Source organism: Peptococcus simiae, from assembly GCF_046569735.1.
GTDB lineage: Bacteria > Bacillota > Peptococcia > Peptococcales > Peptococcaceae > Peptococcus > Peptococcus simiae_A.
The window spans coordinates 1-14,339 of record NZ_JBKICG010000004.1; the positions used below are offsets into that span (position 1 = coordinate 1).

Here is a 14,339-nt window from a genome sequence, read left to right on the forward strand (position 1 = left end):
TCATCATTGCTCAGGCAAGACTTAGGTTTTCTACCGGTTTGACTCGTTCGCACCTCAGTACGCACCGGGTATACCCGCTCAAGGTACAGGTGACTAGGGTAAGGTCGGTGGGTTGGCTGTCTAGGAGGTCAGCTATGGCGGTATCGGCCAGGGTTTCTCTTTTGGTCACCTGGTAGGTGTAGGCCCTTTGCCGGGCGTCAATGAGGGTCACTCGGTTGCCTAGGCCCAGGGTGAGGAGGGGGCCGAAGTGGCTGGTGTAGTTATGGCCGGCAATGACCGGGTGGTTATCAGGGAGGCTGCCTCGGTAGAGGCAGGGGGCTATCCGGAGGTTGTCAGAGGTTAGGTTGGCCATGACAGGCAGGTGGAGGTTGTAGGCTTCTATGATGATTTCGCCTATATAGGGTCGGCCATCCACCAGGACGGTGGGCATGCCTTCATGAGCCTGGGTTGGGTCCAGAGGGGCCTTTTGGATGACTTCTTGGAAGGCGGCGAGCTGGTTTTTGGCCTGGACACCTGCTCGGTGGGCGTCATAAAGGTTATAACCGGTAAGGGCCAGGGCGCCAGCGAGGCAGATGAGGCCCAGGACCAGGTAGGTGCGGGCGGTCTTCATTGCTTTCCTTGCTTAGGTCTTTTGCCAGTACGATAAGCCTTTAGGGAAAAACCGATTCCCAAGATGGCTAGGAAGGCCACTGGCCACCAAAGCTGACCGGTCTGGGGGATTTTAGGGCCGGCTGGAGGCAATTTAGGGGTTGGCTTTTGAGGAGGCTGATCAGGGGGTGGGGTTTTCCCCGGTGGCCTTTTGGGCTCTTCGCCCTTGTTATTGGTGAGGGTGAAGATGGTCCCCTCTCGGCTGACGCTTAGGGTGTAGCCTGGGGGGACGTCCTTTTCAACGACATGGTAGCTGTGGCCTCTGGGGAGGAAGTACCAGTCCTTTCGCCAGTTATTTTCGGCAGATAGGGTGGCTGTTTCGATGACCTTGTCATCCTGGATGAGCTGGACTTGAACCGACTTGGGCCGGTCGGGATTATTCTTATCCTGCCAGACTTTGAGGACGTGGACGGCCAGGTTGTCCGTTTTGCCGGATGAGCCCGGTACTTCATACTTGGGCCGGACCGGAGGGCTGGGAGGCTTTTTAGCCGGCCATTCAATAAGGGTAGGAACAGGCCGGCGACCGGCGGAATCTGCACTGCCATCACCGGTTATCAGGTAGAGGCCGGCGGGGATTTTTCCAAAGGAGGCCTTACCGGTGCTATCTGCCTGAACGGTTTGGTAGGGGGGGAGTTTGTCCCGGAGAATATAGGCGGCTAGGGTTTCAGATAGGGTTCTTTTACCTTCATCAGTATCTAGCTTAAGGGCCAGGGCATAGGCATGAAAGGGGGGGAGCCCTTTCCAGCTGCCGGTACTATTTTTTTCGGCAATCCGGTACAAGTGAAAGGTCATGGTGGGGAAGGGGGTAGAGACTTCCGGACCGGCCTGGGCCTCTGCTGCCCGGGCCGGCAGACCGGTGGTTAGCAGAAGGCTCAAGACCAGGGCTAGGCAGAGGACCCGTAAAAGCTTATTCGGTTTGTTCACTACTGACTCCTTTCTCTTGGTCCTGCTTGGCCCGGTGGTATCGCCGGGCTTGTTTAATGATTAAGATGATGTTTATGGTAATGGCAAGGAGGGCTAGGCCTATTTTAAGGTACCCGGTCAGCCAGGGGGGCCAGTGGAAACCTTTTTCAGGGGCTTGGTCCTCTTCGGGCCTATCTGGCAGCCGGGCCCCGGTGACCAGGAGCCTGTGGGTATTGATCCCATAGGGGGTGCAGGTAAAGAGGGTGCATAGGTCTTGGTCAGGGATATTTCTCAAGCCCTCACTTTGGTCCGGGGTGACCTTTTGGATGGATATGACCCGGTAGGAAAGGGTCTTATCCAGCACATGGATGGAGAAGGTGTCCCCCTTGTTTAACTTGGGCAGGTCGGTAAAAAAACGGTGGGTGGGCAGGCCGCTGTGGGCGGAAATAACGGTATGGTTGCCCTGGCCTCCAATGGGCAAGGCTGTCCCGGGCAGGTGGCCGGCCCCTAGCTGGAGGACAGGCTCAGTAACCCCATGGTAGATGGGGAGTCTGAGCCGGACCTTGGGGATAGAGACATAGGCCATAATGCCATCGCCGCCTGGGTTTAAGGTTTGCTCATAGCCGGGGATGAGGTCCGGCTTATAAAAGGCTTCCGGGTTATTCTGCAGGGCCAGGTTATAGGCTTGGGCTCCTCTTAAGAGGGACTCCCTTTCTTCCGGACTTAGGGCCTCTACCTTTTCCGAATAATGGACAATGGCCCGGCTTTGGGTAAAGCCATTGACAAAGGATCCTAAAACCGGGTAGCAGAGGATGACCAGGCCCAGGAGCATGAGCAAAAGGGATAGGAGGGCTGTTTTTTCTCTTTGCATAAGCGGAACGCCGCCGAAAGAGGTTCAGCGGCGTATATTCCTTTCTTTGGTTCTGATAGCCTTCATTGGCTGGGAATTCTCGCTATTCAGCTTGCCGGTTGCGGCGGTAGAGGCCGGCCGCTAATAGACCAAGGCCACCACCGATGATGATAAAGGCGAGGGTCCCCATACCACCGGTGCCGGGTAATTCAGAGCCTGACTTGTTTTCAACTTCTACGGTAAAGATTTGTTGGGGGTTTTGGTTTTCGTAATTAACGATAACCTCTTTGCGTCCAGTTAAAAGGTTGTAACCATCTGGGGCCTTGATTTCTTCCAAGTAATAAGTCCCGTTCTTTAAGCCCTTAAAGTCAGCATGACCATTACTGTCTGTTTTCTTAACGGTAGCATCTTTTTTGTCAGCTACCCAAGTCACCTTGCCGGCTTGGTCGTCATACTTGTAATATTTTGCATCATCACTGTTTTTGTCTCGTAAGACAAATTCAGCACCTTCCAGTTTGGTGGCCTTATTTTTACCGTCTACTTTTAAAATATTGATTTCAGCGGTATAGACTTTTTCTTCATCAGTGGTGGTATCGGTGTCATCGCCGTTTTTCGGGTTATTACTGTATTTAAGGGTGACCTTATTCGGGTTACCTTCGCTACCGATGACGGCATCCTTATTGACAAGGGCCTTGTAGGTCACTTTAATTTCTTGCCCTTTGTAGGCTTGGAGGTTAAGCATTTCAAAGTCAATTTGCAGGGTGCCCTGGGTAACATTGGGGGTGATTTTGATATCCTTATTGGTTACTTCTTTACTTTCTACGTTGCTGGCAATTATTTGATTTCCAAACTTCACGTCAACGCTTTTATCTTGTAAGGTTAAACCCTTGCTTAATTGGTCGCTTAATTGATAAATATATTTCGAGTAACCGGTGGTATCCGGGACCTTTCCGGTTAAGGTATAGGTAACCTCTTGGCCGTAGTCAAAGCTTTTTTTATCGGCCTTTTTCTCAATGGTGGGGTACTCAGATTTGACCTTTACTTCGCCATCTGGTGTGGTAGAGGTAATGGATGCCAAAGAGGCAAAGTCCTTTTTGATGCTTGTTGCCCCCTTGGGATAAACAAGGTAGTATCCTAAGCTAAGGTTATTGAATGTGAGTTCCTCTCCGGTTGCGTTTTCTGAATTGACGGGGTCCATTTTCCCGGCAAAAGCTAAAGCTGCTTGAGCAAATTCAGGGACATTGGTTTCTGTAATATTGATGTACTGGACTTTTCCATTGACAATAATCGGGTTGAGGGTTTCACCATTTGCACCGGTTTGTTGATCGGTAATATATTTTGCCCCATCGCCGGTTTTAAAGAAGTCCTCCCAGCCCTGGGCAATGGTATATGAAACGTTCTTATCTTTGTTTTCGCCCTTGTAGGTTAAATCAAAGACCTTATAGAGGTTATAGGTTTTTCCGGCTACCGTATTTTTTACGGTAATAGAGCCTTTTTGATCTGCGGCAAAGGCCCCTACGCTGGGTAGAACATTAACTGCGAGAAAAATGGCAACCAAGAGGGCTGCACCGATTTTTTTAATGATTTGCTTCATTTCTTCTTCTCCTTTACTGGTTAATCGTTTGCGATACAACTGATATTACTTATTTTCCGGCTGCCCTCCCTTCCTAGGCTTACGCCGACGATAGGCAAGGGCTATCATAAGGATAGCAAGGCCGATAAGGTAGAAGAGGGCCCTGCCGGGGCCGCCGGTTTGGGGAAGGACATGGCCTTCTTTGATATTTTCCACCTGGATATAGCCGGCGTTTTGCCAAGATACTAAAGTATTTTTATTATCAAGTAAGGTAACTTGGCCATACTTTGAAAGTTTAAGGTGTATTGGCTCACTCAATTTTAAATAACCGCCAGAAGGAGGGGTTATTTCTTTTAAATAGTAGTCACCTTGTTCTAATCCAGCAATAGAAATGTTGCCTGTGTTATCTGAAGTAAAGGTTGATGATAATTGGCCCTGGCTATCATGGGCAGAGATAGGACTAGCATTAGGTATTTCATTAGGGTTGTCCTTGTATAAAGAAAACTGGGCACCCTTTAGACCTTGGGCCGTATTAGCATGGTCCACTTTCTTTATTTTTAAGGTTTCTAAACTGACTTGCACAACAGGGTGAGGATAGTATTCGGTGTATCTTTTAGCATCCTTTTCAGTACCAAAGGCATAGCTGACTTGGGCAGAATTATTAGAGTAAAAGCCTTCCTTTAAGGAACTGGTGGTATTGTACTTATAGTCGGTATTCCAGTCACCGGTGTGAGGCATTTTGCCGTATTCTTTGTAATAGTCATAGGCCTCAGCTTTTACTTTGACATTGTACGAAAGGGTATATTTGTATGTTCCGTCCAGCTTAAAAGTGGGATTGAAAATCAACTTAATTTTTTCATTTCCCTGGGAATCCTTATTTTTTTGGATGGCGGAGATGCATTGGTGAAGCTTGTTATACTCCGTTTCTTGACCGTTTTCCCATAGAGTTTCTTCTTTGCCGGTGTAATTATTTGTCTGAGTGACCTTGAAGTCTGGCTGTTCAGCTTCCAACTCGACATATGGACTAAGCGTGTCTTCTATAGTTACGCTGTATACTGAACGCTCAATTAGCTCACCCAGTTTTTCATTTAGTTGTGACATATCATCAACAATACTAACAAAATATCCTTTACTGCTTTTCCTGGCCTCAGATGCCATAAATTGAAGCACTTCCGGGCTTTGACTCCCTCCTAAACTCTCCTCATTGATATCTTTAGAAACACCGACGGCATAGGTTAATAATCCAGGGTTTTTTTGGTAGAATTGTTCAATAAATTTTTTTGCATGGGTTCTAGCATTGGCCACATTCCATGAATCGTTATACCTACCATTGCCCTCGCGCTTAAGACGTCCACCTTCCATTGTTGTGAAAAAGGTAGGAACGCCATCGCTAATAAAGAGTAAGGCTTTTTGGTTTCCACTATTGGCTTGCTGGTTTAATAATTCTTCAGCATGTAGTAAACCGGCATCGTAATGGGTGCCATCTGGGGGATGTGACCCTTTAGCTTCAATGAAGGTTGGTTGGTTTGTCCAGTCCAGCAAGAGGTTGGTATCATCGTGAAACTCCCAATTAAATCCAGGCCTCATTTCCCCACCAAATTCAACAATTGCTAACCTGTTTTTCCCGTCGTTTTGAGATAAAAATTTATTGATAAAGCCATTTTCTGTTTGGCTGTGAAGAGATCCATTCAAGAAATGGGTAATCGCTTCATTTCTTGAAAATTTTGAAGGAAATAATCCCCAAGAGTCAGGGTTCTTCATATCTCTTTTACTCATACTTCCGGATTTATCAATGACAACGACCAGGTCTATTCCTTTACTGGTATCTTCTGTGGTTTTTTTCCCAGTTATATCTAAATAAAGACGATACAAGTCTTTGAGCTTTTCTTCAGAAGCTTTCTTTTGGATATCTGTATCGCTGTTTGGAATTTTATCTCCTAGATAATCAATTTGTTTGTTGTGCCTTAGAGAAAAATCATCCTCACTATCTTCACTGAATAGTTCGGAACGGAAGGCCTCCCACTCCCATAAGTCTTCGTCAAGATGGTCTTCTGTTTTTTCTAAGTCTTTGAGTTTTTTCTCGTCCTTGTTTTTTTCTTCTAAGCTAGCCCTCCCTTCTAGGTAACCCTCCTTACTTTTGTCAGACTCAAGTGATGGGTCCGGTTTTTTGTCGTCGGGCTTATTTTTTTCGCGCTTTTTATCGCCTTTACCCAGGTCACTTTCTTGACTGTTCTCTGTCTCTTTTGCTTTTTCTGTTTCTTTGACAAATAACAAGGTACTGAGAACTGGGGCTGTAAAGGCCATTGTTACAGTATCTGCTGTGCCGGCTTCTTGGAAGGCTTCGGATAGGCTGGCGGTTAAGTCTTGGATACGGCCGTCGTGGTCGACCAAGTAACAGTGCCAGGCGCCGGTGTTGGTTACTGGAAAAGGCAGGTCTGCCAAGATTAATTCAGCCCGGTAAGGGCAGTCTTCAGTGGGAGCGGTTTTTGATGGGGGTTCTTCAGCCCTTTCCACCAGGTAGGCGAATTTTTCTGGAGAAGGGGATAAGTCTGACTCTTTTTCCAAAACCTTTTGCACTATGTCTTCCAGTTGGTCTGGGGAGGCTTTTTTTACTGGCAAGGGGGTGGTGGCTTCCTGGCCTCCTCCTATTAGCAGACGCAAGCCTTCTTGGTTGGTGGCAGGGTCTTGCTTGGTCTCTTTTCCTGAAGGGGGCGGTTCCTTTTCCGTATCCGGCTGGTCTCTTCCTGCTGGACCCTTGTCAACTAAAAGGTCTTCCTGGCCGGCCGGTAGGTTTAAGAGACTTTCCAGGCTATAGTCGGTATTCCCGGCAGCATCTGCTGCCGAGGTCCAGCCCGATGTGGCCAGCAGGGCTACAATGAGGCCGAATCCAATAAGCCTTTTGCCTTGCTGACGGATCTTTCGCCTAAGCCGGGAGGGTGTTAACCGTTTCAACACAGAAGTCCTCCTTTCTATAAATGGGGATACATGGACGCCGTCCATTGTTATCATAGACTCATGGGCTAGCAAATGCACTTTTAAAAAGCGCTTAATTTTCGTGTTTTAAATGGCATGTTTTTATTCTGTAAAAAAATTTGCCTTTTAGGTTGCAGAAAATATAATATGGATAAGCTATAAATATATGTACATATATTGGTGAAAAATCTATCCGTTCGTGAATGCTAGACCATGTATTCTCATTTGAGAAAGGGAGGGCGTATGTTATTTCTAAATCAAGATAAAAAAATGGTGCGGCTAATGTCTCTTTTATATCAACGAGATGGGGAATGGCAGAAATATACAGATCTAGCCCGGGGGATAGATGCTTCGCCTAAAACAGTAAAAATTTACATAGAAAATCTGGAAAAAATATTTTACGAGTATGTTCAATTTCAGCAGACCGGGTCCATGGTTCAGGTGGTTTTTGATCCTAACTTTGGCTTGCTGACCATGCACCGAATTTTTTTATTCCATTCGTTAATTGTGCAAATCCTTTATCATTCTTTTTTTTCACCTAATATCGAAAAAATAGACCTATCCCTGGATCTTGACTGTAGTGAATCGTCTATTTTTAGAAATATCCGCCTATTTAATCAGGAGCTACCACAAGTATATGATTTGGAGTTCTCTTATAGTCAGATGCAATTTATTGGGCCTGAGCGGGAGATTCAAAAGTTTTATATTAATTTTTTTATTGAAGTGATGCCAGATCCTTTGGCATGGCCCTTTGAAAAGTATATTTCAGAGGAAGATGTCCAGACCTTGGCATACCTTATTGGCAAGTATATCCATGGCAGAAAAATGTATCCTGCTCATTTTAAATATATAAAAATAGCCTTGGGGGTATCCCTCATACGGCTGCAACAGGGCTTTGTTATTCCGGTAGAAGAATACAGCCCGATTTTCTATCCAAAGGTGGAAGAATTAGTGAAAGTGCCGGCTGCCGGCCTGGTTTTAGACCACTATGTCAGAAAGAATGATGAGGACCGGGTGCAGCTGATGTACCAAATTTTGACTTATTTATTTTCGGTTTAAAATCAGTAATGTAGATGCTTCAGATTTTTTTATTAATCATTCAGATTACTTTTTGAACTATGTCCGTTTTTTCAATATTGATTTTCACAGGGATGTTTATGCTTTTCTTGAAGAATTTTTAGAACGCTTTCATCCACAATACCGGCACCGGGCTAAACACCTTACTTATACGGTTTACACCCTTTGGCCAAACCTCCTGCCACAATTGATTAATGGACTCCCGTCCTATAAGGCCTTGGTTGTGAGCCATTATGATCATTACTATGCCCAGATCATCAAAAATTTAATCAATAGTATTGATACCAATATGTTAGAGGCTGAGGTCTATGAGGGCTGTGAGATTACTACGGATATCTTAAGAGAGGTCCCTCATGAGGTTATCATTACAGATTTTGTTGTACGGGAAAAATTAGAGAATAAGATTATCTTTAGCTTTGAGCAACTTCCGATGCCCCAAAAAATGGAAAAACTCATAAAAACGATTTGCTTGGACCAAATACGACGGATTTTAGAGGAGCACCCCGGGGAATTTACTGACTACCGACATGACAGCGGGTTGGAATAAGCGGTATAAATCAAGTCTATGGCAGGCTATCTTATTTAGCTGGGACTTGTCTTTGTGAAAATACTTGCAGGAGAAAGGTTACTTTAGGCTTCATCCGTGGCCGGCTGCTATCTAAAATTCTATACAAAAAGACATTCTTTCAAGTGGTGGAAGAATGTCTTTTTGTGCGTTTTCAGGATTTCTGCAGAAGGTCATCTTTTTTTATTGCAATCCTTATTTGAATATGCCGGGAGGTAGTTAGAAAATTCAACATAAAAATGGGATGGCAGAAGTAAGAAGTAAAAAGAGTTAAGCAGAGAAGGGTAGGCTGGATGGATTGAGAGGGTCTGCGGGGCTTGTGTGGCTGGGCCGGATATTGAGGGGCTAGCTATTTCTGGAGATGTCATTATTGGCAACCCCCTGGCAGCATATGAGAGGGCAGAGGCTCGTCCCAATGTAGGGGTTATGGTATTTATAGGGGGGATAAAGGCAGCTATTTTGCCGATGTACAGCCGTCAGATTGGTTTTATGAACCTGTTATGGTAGCTACTCGAGGGTTTTCATCTAGCTAAAGAAGAGCATATGAAAGGCCCCTGCACCATTCAAGAGCGAATGGTACAGGGGCCTTTAACTATATCACTTACGCCCTAAACGCCAGCCTACAGGGCTTTAATGTCCACCAGGCTGGTGTTTTCTTCGGTGAAGTCACCGGCGATGCTGTCGATGAGGGCGTTGGCGGTGTCCAGGGAGGTGAGGGTGGGGATGCCGAGGCTGACGGCTTTACGGCGCATGATGACGGAGTCCCGTTCGGGGTCGCGGCCGCGGGTGGAGGTGGAGATGATGTAGTCGACCTCGTGGCTTTCCAGGAGGCCCCAGGCGTTTTCGTCGGTGCCTTCGTGCATTTTATCGACTTCAGTGAGGTCGATGCCGACGGACCGGAGGACTTTGGCAGTCCCGCTGGTGGCGTAGATCCGGAAGCCTTGGTTAAAGAATTTTTTGGCGATGGGGGCGATTTCGTTTTTATCGGAATCGCGGACGCTGATGAAGACGCCGCCTTCTTTGGTGAGGGTGTAGCCGGCGCCGATAAGGCCCTTGTAGAGGGCTTCCAGCATGGTCTTGCCGATGCCCAGGACTTCCCCTGTGGATTTCATTTCCGGCCCCAGGTGGGTGTCTACGTCGATGAGTTTTTCAAAGCTGAAGACGGGGATTTTAACGGCGATGTGGGTGCTGGCGGGGTAGATGCCGGTGCCGTAGCCCAGGTCTTGGAGCTTTTCGCCCAGGGAGACCCGGGTGGCCAGGTCGATCATGGGGACGCCGGTGACTTTGGAAATATAGGGGACGGTCCGGGAGGCCCGGGGGTTGACTTCGATGACGTAGACGTCATTGCCGTAGACAATGTACTGGATATTGGCCAGGCCGATGACGCCTAGGCCCCGGCAGAGGGCCCTGGTCTGGTCCAGGATTTGCATGGCGACCTTGGGGCGGATATTGGGGGCCGGGTAAACGGCGATGGAGTCACCGGAGTGGACGCCGGTTCTTTCGACGTGTTCCAGGATACCCGGGATGAGGACGTCTTGGCCGTCGGTGATGGCGTCGACTTCGACTTCAATACCGGACAGGTACTTGTCGATGAGGATGGGGTTTTCCGCTTCGCCGGCGTTGATGATGACTTTCATGTATTCCCGGATGTCGGCATCGCTCCAGGCGATGATCATGTTTTGCCCGCCCAGGACGTAGGAGGGCCGCATGAGAACGGGGTAGCCGATGTCGCTGGCGGCCTTGAGGGCCTCTTCTTCGGTGAAGACGGTGTGGCCGGCGGGGCGTTTGATGTCGAGCTCGGTTAAGAGGTTGTCAAAGCGTTCCCGGTCTTCGGCCATGTCGATGCCGTCGGCGGTGGTACCGATGATGGGGATGCCGGCCTTGGCCAGGTCAGCGGTGAGCTTGATGGCGGTTTGGCCGCCGTAGGCGACGACCACGCCGATGGGTTGCTCTAGGTCCAGGATGGGCTTGACGTCTTCCCAGGTGACCGGTTCAAAGTAGAGGCGGTCAGCGGTGTCGAAGTCGGTGGAAACGGTTTCCGGGTTGTTGTTGATGATGATGACTTCGTAGCCCAGGTTCTTGAGGGCCCAGACGGAGTGGACGCTGGAATAGTCAAATTCAATCCCTTGGCCAATCCGGATGGGGCCGGAGCCAAAGACGACGACCCGGTCCTTCTTGGAGGCCTTGACGTGGTCTTCGGCCTCGTTCATGGCCCCTTCTTCAGGGGTGTAGAAGGCGGAGTAGAAGTAGGGGGTCTCGGCCTGGTATTCGCCGGCGCAGGTGTCTACCATGTGGTAGACGGGCTTGAGGGTCATGGGGAGGTCCTGGCCGGAAAGGGCCCGGAGGGTTTTATCGGTAAAGCCCATCTTTTTACCGGTGATGTAGTCTTCTTCGGAGAGGGCCTTGCCGGTGATGGCCTGTTCGTATTCGGCCAGGCGGCGGAAGCCGTTGAGGAACCATTCGTCAATCATGGTGATGGCGTGGATTTCATCGACGGTCATCCCCCGGCGGAGGCCTTCGTAGCAGGCGAATAGGCGGAGGTCAGTGGCCTTGCCGATTTCTTGGCGGAGGTCTTCATCGGAGAGGGCCTGCATGTCGGCATCGGCTAGGGTGTCGTGGCGGATTTCTGCACCGCGAACGGCCTTCATGAGGGCTTCTTCAAAGCTCTTGCCGATGGACATGACTTCGCCGGTGGCCTTCATCTGGGTGCCCAGGTCCCGCTTGGCATAGACGAACTTGTCGAAGGGCCACTTGGGGAATTTCACCGCGACATAGTCAACGGTCGGTTCGCTGGCGGCGGTGGTGCAGCCGGTGACGGCGTTTTGGATTTCGTCTAACCGGTAGCCGATGGCAATTTTCGTGGCGATTTTAGCAATGGGGTAGCCGGTGGCCTTACTGGCCAGGGCAGAAGACCGGCTGACCCGGGGGTTAACTTCAATAACAGCGTAGTCATAGCTTTCCGGGTGGAGGGCGAACTGAACGTTACAGCCCCCTTCCACTTCCAGGGCGTTGACGATATCCAGGGCGGCGGTCCGCAGCATCTGGAATTCCCGGTCAGCCAGGGTAATGGCCGGGGCGATGACGACAGAGTCGCCGGTATGGACGCCAACTGGGTCCACGTTTTCCATGGAGCAGACGGTGATGGCGTTGCCGTCCTTGTCGCGGATGACTTCGAATTCGATTTCCTTCCAGCCGGAAATGCACTTTTCGACCAAGATTTGGTTAATGGGGGACAGGTCAATCCCGTGCTGGGCAATTTCAGCCAGGGCCTGGTGGTCATCGGCAATGCCGCCGCCGCTGCCACCGAGGGTAAAGGCCGGGCGAACGATGACCGGGTAGCCGATTTGGTCGGCGTAGGCCAGGGCGTCTTCTAGGTGGGTGACGACCTTGGAGGCGATGGTGGGCTGGCCGATGGCGGTCATGGTATCCTTGAAAATCTGCCGGTCTTCGGCCTTGTCGATGGTTTCCGGATTGGCCCCTAGGAGGCGGACGCCCATCTTATCCAGGAAGCCTTCCTTGGCCAGCTGCATGGACAGGGTCAGGCCGGTTTGCCCGCCCAGGGTAGAGAGGACGGCGTCCGGTTGCTCTTTTTCAATGACCCGCTTGACGGTTTCCAGGGTCAGGGGCTCGATGTAGATGTGGTCGGCCATGGCCTCGTCGGTCATGATGGTGGCCGGGTTGGAGTTGATGAGGACGATTTCCAGGCCGTCTTCCTTTAGGGCCCGGCAGGCCTGGGTGCCGGCGTAGTCAAATTCAGCGGCTTGGCCGATGACAATGGGGCCGGAGCCGATAACGAGTACTTTTTTTAAGTCTGGATTCAGTGGCACGATTATTCCTCCCCTAGTTCAAAAAAGCGTGCGAGCACATCTAAACCGTCTAAGACACCGGCCCTGCCTTCAGGGCGGAATTGCAGGCCGATGGCCGGGGCGGTCTTGTAATCCAGGCCGGCGCAGGTCTGGTCATTGACACACTGGTAGCGGAGGTCTGCAATGGAGGTATCCAGGCTTTCTAGGGCAACGGTTTCATGGTTGTTCTGGTTGGTTAAAAAGAGCCGGCCGGTTTGCAGGTCGCGGACGGCCTGGGCCCCGTGGTGGGCCGGAATGAGGGGGGTAACGGCCAGGTCCTGGGCTTGGGCTAGCAGGAGGTGGCCCAGGCCGATGCCCAGGAGGGGGACCTTGGCGGCCAGGAGCGCCTTGATGACCGGGACCAGGTCGGTGTAGTCGGCCAGGTCCCCGGGGCCGTCGGAAATGACGATGCCGGCGGTCTGCAGGTCAAGGAGGGTCTTGGCATCGGTATCTTTGGGTAGGGCACAGACGGTGTGGTCACCAGCTTGGAGGGCTTCATAAAGGCCCTGGCTGGCGCCTAAATTCCATAAAATAACCTGTCGGTCGGCAAGGCCACGACAGGTCGGGAATATGGAGTCTGACTGCGCTTTCGGCAGGTCTGACGTTGCCCGACCGGTGAGGACATCCAAGGATGCTTGTGCTGGATCGGTGGTAAGGACGGCCTTGACTTTGCCCCGGCTGCGTAAGATTTTGGTTAAGGCCCGGGTATCAATACCGCTAATAGCAACGACATTTTCTTTTTTCAGGAAAGAAGGCAAGTCACCTTCCGAACGGAAGTTAGAGGGGGTATCACTTAATTGGCCAATGACGTAACCCTTGATGGTGGCTGATTTTGAGGACATATCAGCTTCATTCAGACCGTAGTTACCAATTAAGGGAAAGGTTTGGATTAAAATCTGGTCTTGGTGGGCTGGGTCGGTAATCCCTTCAAGATAACCGACAAGGCCGGTGGTAAAGACGAGATCGGCAATGACCGTCCCCTCAGCGCCGGCAGACTGCCCTTCAAAGCGGCTGCCGTCAGAGAGCAATAGTATGGCTTTTTTGCGCATGGTCGCACTCCTTTACAGGTATAACTGGTGATTAAAATCAAGATATTATATCATATCCCAAAGGGAAATCAAGTCTAGCCGATGCCAAAATCGGTGTTTTCCATCAAGATATCCACCCGGGGGTTGTCTTTGATAAGGGGGTAGATCTGGTCTTTAAAGAGGGCGATGACGGCCTGGTCCGGCTGGATTTGCCGGCTGTTGGCGGTGAAGATATTTAAGGTGACCCGGTCAAAGTAGGTCAGGCCAATGGCCAGGTCCCGGGTCATCTGGGCCAGGTGCTGGCCGGGCAGGCCAAATAGGAGGCAGGTTTGGTCAAAGTGCTGGGCCAGGTCTGCCGGCGTGACGTCAGCCGGAATCCCCTTATTGAGGTAGGCCTCCCGGACCAGGCCGTCAAAGGTTTCAATCCCGCTGCTGACCTTGAGGCTGATGCCGGCGGCCCGGCACCGGTCCCGTAAGGCCGGGAGACTGTCCCGGTCTCGCCAGTGGCATTCGATGGTCAGGGTATGGATGGCCTTGTCTTGGCAGACCTTGAAGATTTCGTCGACGGTTTGGGCGTCCAGGTCGCAAAAGGAGCCGGAGTTGACGGTTTCTAGGTGTTGGTAGCGGCCGTCAACCTGGGCCAGGGCCTGGGCATTTAAGGCATAGTTGGCGGCGGGGTCACTGGACCGGTCCAGGTGGTAGTCGCAGTAGCGGCAGGCGCTCCACTTGCAGCCGCTGCCTCGTAAGAGGACAATTTCCCGGGGGCACTTGTCCGGGACGATGCCGTATCGGTTTAAGTCTTGAATGAGAACCACTCCTCTCTGTTAGCGTCATCATAGCAGGCAAAAAAACAGTTTGCAAATAATCCGGCCGATTT

The 14,339-nt window shown here is 50.4% G+C and carries 10 protein-coding genes; 2 read left to right on the forward strand and 8 right to left on the reverse strand.

What is annotated here, in order from left to right:
- Positions 1-10 precede the first annotated feature (10 nt).
- The 5 genes from ACLGL1_RS02350 to ACLGL1_RS02370 all read right to left on the reverse strand — a co-directional run bounded on the left by ACLGL1_RS02350 (position 11) and on the right by ACLGL1_RS02370 (position 6,929).
- Complete coding sequence (locus ACLGL1_RS02350; RefSeq protein ID WP_411007188.1) at positions 11-610, reverse strand: sortase; 600 nt, start codon at positions 608-610, stop codon at positions 11-13.
- Entirely contained in the window at positions 607-1,572 is a 966-nt protein-coding gene (locus tag ACLGL1_RS02355; protein ID WP_411007189.1) for a Cna B-type domain-containing protein, read from the reverse strand. Before ACLGL1_RS02355 ends, ACLGL1_RS02350 begins: the two co-directional genes overlap by 4 nt.
- Positions 1,556-2,422 (reverse strand): class C sortase, encoded by an 867-nt coding sequence (locus ACLGL1_RS02360; protein WP_411007190.1) that lies wholly within the window; start codon positions 2,420-2,422, stop codon positions 1,556-1,558. The genes ACLGL1_RS02355 and ACLGL1_RS02360 overlap by 17 nt, the downstream gene beginning before the upstream one ends.
- Before the next feature lie 82 nt (positions 2,423-2,504).
- Positions 2,505-3,995 carry a SpaH/EbpB family LPXTG-anchored major pilin gene (locus ACLGL1_RS02365; protein WP_411007191.1) on the reverse strand — a complete coding sequence of 497 codons (1,491 nt, stop codon included), beginning with the start codon at positions 3,993-3,995 and terminating at the stop codon, positions 2,505-2,507.
- A gap of 45 nt (positions 3,996-4,040) precedes the next feature.
- On the reverse strand, positions 4,041-6,929 hold the full coding sequence (locus tag ACLGL1_RS02370) for a SpaA isopeptide-forming pilin-related protein (protein WP_411007192.1): 2,889 nt from the start codon (positions 6,927-6,929) through the stop codon (positions 4,041-4,043).
- Between the two features lie 261 nt (positions 6,930-7,190).
- On the opposite strand from ACLGL1_RS02370, the gene ACLGL1_RS02375 reads away from it, so the two are divergent.
- Entirely contained in the window at positions 7,191-8,006 is an 816-nt protein-coding gene (locus tag ACLGL1_RS02375) for a helix-turn-helix domain-containing protein (protein ID WP_411007193.1), read from the forward strand.
- 52 nt (positions 8,007-8,058) lie between these two features.
- On the forward strand, positions 8,059-8,571 hold the full coding sequence (locus tag ACLGL1_RS02380; RefSeq protein WP_411007194.1) for a hypothetical protein: 513 nt from the start codon (positions 8,059-8,061) through the stop codon (positions 8,569-8,571).
- A 638-nt stretch (positions 8,572-9,209) separates the two neighbouring features.
- Here ACLGL1_RS02380 and carB read toward each other — a convergent pair.
- The 3 genes from carB to ACLGL1_RS02395 form a co-directional block, all read right to left on the reverse strand.
- Positions 9,210-12,416: a carbamoyl-phosphate synthase large subunit gene (carB, locus tag ACLGL1_RS02385; protein ID WP_411007195.1), complete on the reverse strand. Its 3,207-nt coding sequence runs from the start codon at positions 12,414-12,416 to the stop codon at positions 9,210-9,212.
- Positions 12,417-12,418: 2 nt separating this feature from the next.
- Positions 12,419-13,483 carry a carbamoyl phosphate synthase small subunit gene (locus ACLGL1_RS02390; RefSeq protein WP_411007196.1) on the reverse strand — a complete coding sequence of 355 codons (1,065 nt, stop codon included), beginning with the start codon at positions 13,481-13,483 and terminating at the stop codon, positions 12,419-12,421.
- Between the two features lie 74 nt (positions 13,484-13,557).
- Positions 13,558-14,277, reverse strand: a complete 720-nt coding sequence (locus ACLGL1_RS02395) for a radical SAM protein (RefSeq protein ID WP_411007197.1) — start codon at positions 14,275-14,277, stop codon at positions 13,558-13,560.
- Between the last annotated feature and the right edge of the window lie 62 nt (positions 14,278-14,339).